The sequence below is a fragment of the Burkholderia sp. LMG 13014 genome, from assembly GCF_905232215.1.
Lineage (GTDB): Bacteria > Pseudomonadota > Gammaproteobacteria > Burkholderiales > Burkholderiaceae > Burkholderia.
This window is the reverse complement of record NZ_CAJNKE010000324.1, coordinates 1-6,786: the sequence shown is the minus strand read 5'-3', so window position 1 is coordinate 6,786 and position 6,786 is coordinate 1. Positions and strand designations below refer to the sequence as shown.

The following is a 6,786-nucleotide window of genomic DNA, read 5'->3' as shown; positions in this document are numbered from 1 at the left end:
GATCCGGGTAACTGGCGCGACTGCAATCCGCCGCCGATCGATGACACGTTGCTTGAATTCGAGGCCGAGCGCAAAGCCAGCCTCACAGCACTTGACCAGCCGCGCCAGCGTGCGGAGAACGCGGCCGTCGCCTACATGCTGGACAACACGCCGCCGTCGCCGCTGTCGGAGAGTGAGCGCCGCGTCATCGTCGCCCCGGAAAGCGGCACCGCCGAGGACGGCTCGCAGGTCGAAATCCGCATCGCACCCGACGCGCCGGAAGCAGTGAGCACGTTCTTCGACGCGGCTGCCGGCCCTGACACCACGGTCGAGATGGTGACGATCACGCGCGACGAGTACGACAGTCTGCTGACGCGCGTGCATTGGCTTGATTGCCTGGAGGCGGCCGGCGTCGACAAGTGGGACGGTATCGAGGAGGCGCTCCGCATAAATCGGGAGGGGACGGGTAGCTGATCGTCCAATTTCGGAGGGAAAAGTGGCCGGGCAAAGTGTCCCGGCCATTTTTATTTCAGGCCGGCTACCGGCTTGATGGAGCGGCGCTAGTCGGCCCCGCCGATCCACGCCATGACATGCAAGTGTTCGCCATCGCGATACACGAATCCGGTCAGGTGCGCATCATCGCCCGGATCAATGCCCTGCTGCGACAGACCGACAGCAACGATGTCGCGAATCCGCGGATCGTCCATGTCGAGCTGGTCGGCACCAGCGGGAAAGCTGGCTGCTTGCTCGATGCATTCGGACCTCTCAATCCGATCGACTTTGTTGCCGAGCTCCTTCACAACAACGTGCAACATCTTGCCCCGTGCAATTTCTTGGCTTCGAGAATGGAACGACGGGGGTGCCAAAGTAGACATAGCGGTTTGTCCCTCTAGGTTATGAGTGGTTATAATTCAGTACCGATGGATAGAATACCCCACCACTGAATATGTCGGCCAGTAGCAAGGTGTGACCCACCGCTGTTTCTTTTTTGTAAATTATTGTAAGTATTTTTTATGGAAGAGATGCGGGCAAATGGAGGGGATTTGTGAGGTTTTTCGAATGAATGCGATCAAGAAGAAGGCGCAAAAATCAGACGAAATGGGCGTGCCGCGACCGCTCCAAGCAAAAATGCAGCGATTCGTCGATGAGTACCTTGTCGACCTGAATGCGACCCAGGCTGCGATCCGTGCTGGCTATGCGGAGCGCAGCGCGCAGGAGCAGGCGTCGCGGTTGCTCGCGCGGCCAGACGTCGCCAACGCGGTGCAGGAGGCGAAGGCGCGCCGCGCCGCGCGCGTCGAGATAAACCAAGACCGAGTTGTGCTCGAGCTGATGAACGTCGTGTTCGCGGATTCGAATGGCCTGGTCGAATTCCGGCGCACCTGCTGCCGGTACTGCTACGGCAAGAACTATCGGTTCCAGCGCACGGCGGGCGAGATGGAGCGCGCAAAGGTCGAGCACCGCGCATTCGTGATCAAGTCGAAGCAGGAAGGTATCAAGCTCACCGTCGCCGAGCAGACGTTCGACGAGCAGGGCGGCATCGGCTACGACCCGCGCAAGCCGCCGCTGGAGGAATGCCCGGAGTGCTTCGGCGAGGGCTTCGGCGACGTGTTCGTGAAGGACACGCGCAACCTGCCGCCCGAGCTGCGCAGCCTGTACGCGGGCGTGAAGCGCACCAAGGAAGGCATCGAGGTCAAGACGCACGACAAGCAGGGCTTCATGCAGTTGCTGATGCGGCACGCGGGCATGCTCAACGACAAGCTGAAGCTCCAGGGCGACGCCGAGAATCCGCTCAAGCTGCTGCTGATGCAGATGCAAGGATCGGCGCTCAAGCCGACCGCAACGCCGGGCGATGACGACGACGAATAATTACATTGCAATTTCATTCGACATGGTTCTATAATCAAACCATCAAAACGAAATAGAACCGTGAGGCATCGAATGAAACCCATGCCGCTTTGGAAAATCTGGCTGATCACGTTGATCGTTGCGCTCGCCTACGGCGCGTTGAGCAACGACGATCAGCCCGTCGTCGCCGTCGTTGCGACGCGCGGTGCATGACATGACCTCCTTCTTGATCGTTACGGCCGCAGTGATGGCTATCGCGCTCGGCGTGCTGCTTGAGCTTCGCGCTGTCGTGAAGCGCTGGAACGACGACGACCATCACCGCGGCTGAGCCGCGCACTGACCAACGCAACACGAAGGGGAACGACGACATGAACGTCATCACCGAAACGCTTGAGCAAGACGGCAGCCAATGGGCCGCAGTTGTTGAAGTTCAAGGCGTCGTGTACCGAGCCAGCTACGTGAACAACAAGCTGAGCTGCGGCCTGGGTCCGTACAAGCACAATCCGCGCCGTCCTCGCTGGGCCGAGAAGTCGGTTCGCGAATGGGCTGAAAAGCAGGTCGCAAAGCTTTCTTCGGAATGGATGCAGCTTCACCGCGAGATGTACGCATGAAGGTGATCGACATGAAGGCCGCTCGCAAGGCGGCCGAGCAGCGAAAGCGCCATGACGTTGTGCTCGATGCGTTCGACCGACTCGATCACGCCGACAAGCGCACGCAGCGCGAGCAGGCCGCCGACGTTCGGCGCAAGGCACGCAACCAGCTCTAACAACCGCTCCCGCTACAGGAGAAAGATCATGAATCGCATCGAGTATCGCAACGCCCGCCGACTGATCCGCGACAACGGCCGCTACGCCCTTCGCTGGCTGCCGGCCGAGCAGCGCGACGCGTTGGATCACCTGATGTTCAACATCCAGGACAGCACCGATCAACTCGCCGAGCGCGCCGACATCATCGCCCACTGCCAGCGCGAGGGCGCGTATTGCACGCCGCGCCACACCGCCAGCCGCGACGTTCTGTCCCGCTTCGCTGACCGCCACATCACTGCGCACTACCGCGACCGTGCGGCCAGCGGCGCAGCGGCCTCGCTGCGCTGGCGCGCTGACCAACCGATCCCGCTACGGCGGGCGCTTATCGAGCCGGTCTGGTTCTGCGAGGAAGCGGACGGGAACACACCCCGTAGACCGCCTAAGCGGGTGTGAGCTAGACCGGCTCAATAAGCGCGAAGCTCAACCACCGAGGAAGGAGAGAGAGGATGGACCTGAAAGACCAACTGGCGCATGAGAACGACGAGCGCGTTATTGCTGCGATTCGCGCTTTCCTGACGCTCGGCCGATACGGCGTATTCGGATCGCACACGTTCACCGTCAACAGCGAGCTTCTCCACGCGGCCGGCAATCGGCTGGCCGCGGCGGCGGTGCGCATCCGTGAGCTGGAGGCGAAGGTCGAGAAGCTGGAAACCGAGAACGCCGGGCTCGCGCTCGACAAGCTCACGGCGCCGCCCGCGCTGGAAGGCCTGCGCATCACGCCGTCGCCGTTCCACGCGATGGAGAGCGGTGCGAGCTGGCAGGACTACGACGTCCGCCGCATCAGTGGCGAGCTCCCGCATTTCGCCATGATCCGCGTCGTCCGGCGGATGGCCGGAAAGGACCACGACGACCCTGCATTCGCCGTGATCGAGCGCCGCCTGCTCGCTGGCAACCCGGTAGAGGTCTGACATGGCACTCACCCCCGAGAAGCGCGAAGCCCTGAAGATCGCGCGCAGGCGCATTGCGACCAAATGCGATGACTACATCTGCCACGCGCTGTCCTACGTCTGCATTAACTGCCCCGGTCTTACCGTGGCGGCCGTCGAGCTGAAGAAGTACATCGGCGAACAGCTCGGCAACCCTTTCATTGGGCTGGAGGCGTGGCAGGGGCGAAACGGTTTCCCCGACCGATCGCTCGCGCAGCTTCGCCGCGACCGCCTCGCGTGGATCGACTGGATGCTCGACGAGCCGAAGGAGGCGTGATGCTGTACTTCGACCACTCCCTGACGCTTCGCGGCAACCGGACGCCGGTACAGAGTTCGTGCGGCTGGAACAGCGAGTTCGACCGTGACGCCGGCTACTGCCTCGATGCACCCATGTTTCTGGCCGCCGGCTCGACGCTTCGTTTCGATCCGGACAAGGACGACCTGTTCAACCCCTTCGCGGCAACCAGCACCGCACACCGCTGACCGAGGAAAACGACGTGAAACCGCACCACACCACACCAACCCGTGCGATTAGACCAGTGGAGCCGTCCGACGCGTGGCGCACGCGCGGGCTGGACGAGTGGTTCGATGCGGATGAGCCGCTGACGGACGACGAGCGGCGCGAAGTGTACGAAGCGGCGCGCGAGCGCCATGACGACCAATTCTGACGAAGGATCACCATGACCACTCGCAATATCAGCGCAGCCACCCGGGTATGCGCAATCGCTGACATCCAATGCTCGCGCGACTGCGTCACCGGGCCGTGCAAGCGCGAAACGCCCACCACCGACAATAGCCGCGCTGATGCGCTGATTCGAGCAGTTTGCAGTGCCTGTACAGAAACCGGGGCAATCCATTGCTCGGACGTTGAACATTGCGAAAGCATGCGCTACGAATGGCGGGACGTCTCTGGCAAGTGGACCGTCATTGACCTGGCCGAATATGAGGAACGGCTGAATTTCTACAAGCAAGGAGACAATCTGCGCATCACAAGGATAGCCGCCCCTGTCGAGCAGCACGAAGCAGCGCCGGCCGAACCGGAACCGCCTCTGTCGGTCGGCGATCGCCTGACGCGCAAGAAGGCTGCGCACATCATTGCCCGCGACGGTTTCTATGCGACCGGATATGTGCTCGGCGGTGGGATGGCGGACGGTCGACGCTGCATCGTCGAAATGGGTGCCGTGCGGTGGCTCACAACAGATGAGGCATGGAAGCTGATGCATCCGGACGAGCAGCCCGCACCCTCCGCCCCGCTCGAAGGCATGGGCAATGGGGCGGATGAATTCGGCATTGATGCGTGTATCGAAGCGCTTGGTGACGCAAAAACGCTGGCAGAAAAGCTGGTAGCACGCAATCATCTTGATCTCGCAATCAGTCGTGCGGTGTCGGCCCGCGCCCCTCGCACTGAGGTGGCGGGAGCGGTGGAAGATGCGGCCGCATGGGTGAACGCCAACATTGATGTCCCGGGCGACGAGCGAGAAGTCCTCGTATTTCTCAATGGGGACTGCGCCTTGTGTGATTGGGACGGCCGCAAGGGCGGAGGCTGGGGCATACGCCTCGCCTACTTCGACCACGATAAAAACTACTGGCGCGTACACGGGAGCCGAGAGAATTTCGTCACGCACTGGCAGGATCTTCCTGACGCCCCCGTCATCACATCGGACACCGAGTCTCCCTCCGCAGATGCAGCGGCAGCGCCGGCCGAGCCGGTCGCGGGAGAGCGCCTCGAAACCACGAGTGAGCACATTGCTCGCGATATTCGAGAAGGCCGGTTCCCGAACCGATCCGAGCCGCAGACGGTCAAGGATAGTGGCGCAAAGCCCGAACCGGCAGCGCCGGCAGACGAGCGGGATGTAATCGAGCCACTGACAGAGCCGGTCTCGATTGCGAAGGCGATGCTCGGCGGCATGAGAGCCAGAGTCGGCGGCAATGGAGAAAGCACGACAGCTTTTCTCGTGAATATCCAAATTGCCTCATGGGGCTATCCCACGGAATGGGTCAAGGGTTGTGTGTTCGGGTTCAATCGTGCGGCGAAATGGATGCAATCCGCATTGCTCGAGTATCAATCCGCGCAGGCAGCATCGCAGGCAGCATCGCAGGCAGCATCGCAGGCAGCATCGCAGGCAGCATCGCAGGCAGCATCGCAGGCAGCATCGCAGCCAGCATCGCAGCCAGCATCGCAGCCAGCATCGCAGCCAGCATCGCAGCCAGCATCGCAGCCAGCATCGCAGCCAGCAGCGGCAGCGGCAGCGGCAGCGGGGCAACGGGCCGAAACGGTCGGCGAGCATTTCATGGGTACCGGAGCGCAAAAGCAATTCGATGAACTGATGGGCGAGAACGCCGCACTTCGTGAGGCGCTTGTTGTGCACGCTCTAGAACCGGTCGCGATATACCAGACGCGCCACCTCAGAAATATGTGGCGAGATGTCGATCGCGCCGAGTATGAGCGAACGATTTGTCTGCGCCGAAACTTGGGGCGCATCGTCTACACCGCCCCGCCCGCGCAGGTCGCCAATCGGCAGGCGCTGACGGACGAGCAGCGCAAATCGTTGGAACATGCGATTTGGAACTTCGATAGAAACAGATTCGTGGAAGACGCCAAGAATCTCCGTGCCCTTCTCGAAGGAGCCAAGCAATGAAAGCCTTCGTTATCACGATGTTCGGCCTATCCGCCATCAATGTGTACGGCACATACAAAGGCAGCCTGAGCGGCGGTAAGGCGAAGGTGGCTTTGGTGATCGATTTGGCGGTTTGCCTGTGGGCCGTCATGCTTATAGTGGGGAGCCAAGCATGAATAAGACGCTGACGGCGGCCGAGCGCGCCACGATCATGGATGCCTGCCAGAGCATTTCGCGCAGCGCTGATGCCCTGAAGAACTGCCACACCGTCGACGGAGATTGGGGCGACGATCTGGACGCGAAGGCATTCTACGACGCCGAGTTGCGCCTGCTCGAACGCCTGACAGCCCTCCTCGCCGCTCAGCAGCCGAAGCCGCAATGCACCTGCGATATGCGCACGAAGGTTCTCGGCGACGGTTGTGCGATCTGCCAGCCGGAGTCGCGCGCCGAGGTGACGGACGACGACAAGCTCGACGCCGAGCGGTATCGGTGGCTGCGCGAACAATCGAACGATCCCAACGTTCTCCCGCGAATTGAGGCTGTCCGGTGGGAGGCAATAGACGAGTCGGCAAACGGCGGTGAAGGACTGCGCATGAAATCTCTCGACGCTGC

General features: G+C 61.8%; 12 protein-coding genes and 1 pseudogene. 12 read left to right on the top strand and 1 reads right to left on the bottom strand.

From position 1 onward, the window contains the following. On the top strand, nt 1-453 hold a 453-nt coding region (locus JYJ84_RS24805), incomplete at its 5' end, for a hypothetical protein (protein WP_205189568.1). Nucleotides 454-539: 86 nt separating this feature from the next. Here JYJ84_RS24805 and JYJ84_RS24800 read toward each other — a convergent pair. After that, entirely contained in the window at nt 540-854 is a 315-nt protein-coding gene (locus JYJ84_RS24800) for a hypothetical protein (protein WP_175223100.1), read from the bottom strand. Nucleotides 855-1,107: 253 nt separating this feature from the next. On the opposite strand from JYJ84_RS24800, the gene JYJ84_RS24795 reads away from it, so the two are divergent. The 11 genes and pseudogenes from JYJ84_RS24795 to JYJ84_RS24745 all read left to right on the top strand — a co-directional run. Continuing rightward, nucleotides 1,108-1,845, top strand: a complete 738-nt coding sequence (locus JYJ84_RS24795; protein ID WP_205185414.1) for a terminase small subunit — start codon at nt 1,108-1,110, stop codon at nt 1,843-1,845. Between the two features lie 347 nt (nt 1,846-2,192). Next, nucleotides 2,193-2,435: a hypothetical protein gene (locus JYJ84_RS24790; RefSeq protein ID WP_175223101.1), complete on the top strand. Its 243-nt coding sequence runs from the start codon at nt 2,193-2,195 to the stop codon at nt 2,433-2,435. Beyond that, entirely contained in the window at nt 2,432-2,590 is a 159-nt protein-coding gene (locus tag JYJ84_RS24785) for a hypothetical protein (protein ID WP_175223102.1), read from the top strand. Before JYJ84_RS24790 ends, JYJ84_RS24785 begins: the two co-directional genes overlap by 4 nt. A 28-nt stretch (nt 2,591-2,618) precedes the next feature. Then, the gene (locus JYJ84_RS24780) at nt 2,619-3,023 is read left to right on the top strand and encodes a hypothetical protein (RefSeq protein WP_205185417.1); all 405 of its coding nucleotides are present in this window, start codon (nt 2,619-2,621) and stop codon (nt 3,021-3,023) included. A gap of 53 nt (nt 3,024-3,076) precedes the next feature. Then, nucleotides 3,077-3,538: a hypothetical protein gene (locus JYJ84_RS24775; RefSeq protein ID WP_175223103.1), complete on the top strand. Its 462-nt coding sequence runs from the start codon at nt 3,077-3,079 to the stop codon at nt 3,536-3,538. A gap of 1 nt (nt 3,539) precedes the next feature. Then, complete coding sequence (locus tag JYJ84_RS24770; RefSeq protein WP_175223104.1) at nt 3,540-3,833, top strand: hypothetical protein; 294 nt, start codon at nt 3,540-3,542, stop codon at nt 3,831-3,833. Next, nucleotides 3,833-4,039 (top strand): hypothetical protein, encoded by a 207-nt coding sequence (locus JYJ84_RS24765; RefSeq protein WP_175223105.1) that lies wholly within the window; start codon nt 3,833-3,835, stop codon nt 4,037-4,039. Before JYJ84_RS24770 ends, JYJ84_RS24765 begins: the two co-directional genes overlap by 1 nt. A 14-nt stretch (nt 4,040-4,053) precedes the next feature. After that, entirely contained in the window at nt 4,054-4,224 is a 171-nt protein-coding gene (locus JYJ84_RS24760) for a hypothetical protein (RefSeq protein WP_175223073.1), read from the top strand. 12 nt (nt 4,225-4,236) lie between these two features. Further along, nucleotides 4,237-6,195, top strand: coding sequence for a hypothetical protein (locus JYJ84_RS24755; RefSeq protein WP_175984797.1), 1,959 nt, complete (start codon nt 4,237-4,239; stop codon nt 6,193-6,195). Further along, entirely contained in the window at nt 6,192-6,350 is a 159-nt protein-coding gene (locus JYJ84_RS24750; RefSeq protein ID WP_175223107.1) for a hypothetical protein, read from the top strand. Before JYJ84_RS24755 ends, JYJ84_RS24750 begins: the two co-directional genes overlap by 4 nt. Beyond that, nucleotides 6,347-6,786, top strand: a pseudogene (locus JYJ84_RS24745) (hypothetical protein); the annotation flags it as partial. The gene JYJ84_RS24750 and the pseudogene JYJ84_RS24745, both read left to right, overlap by 4 nt.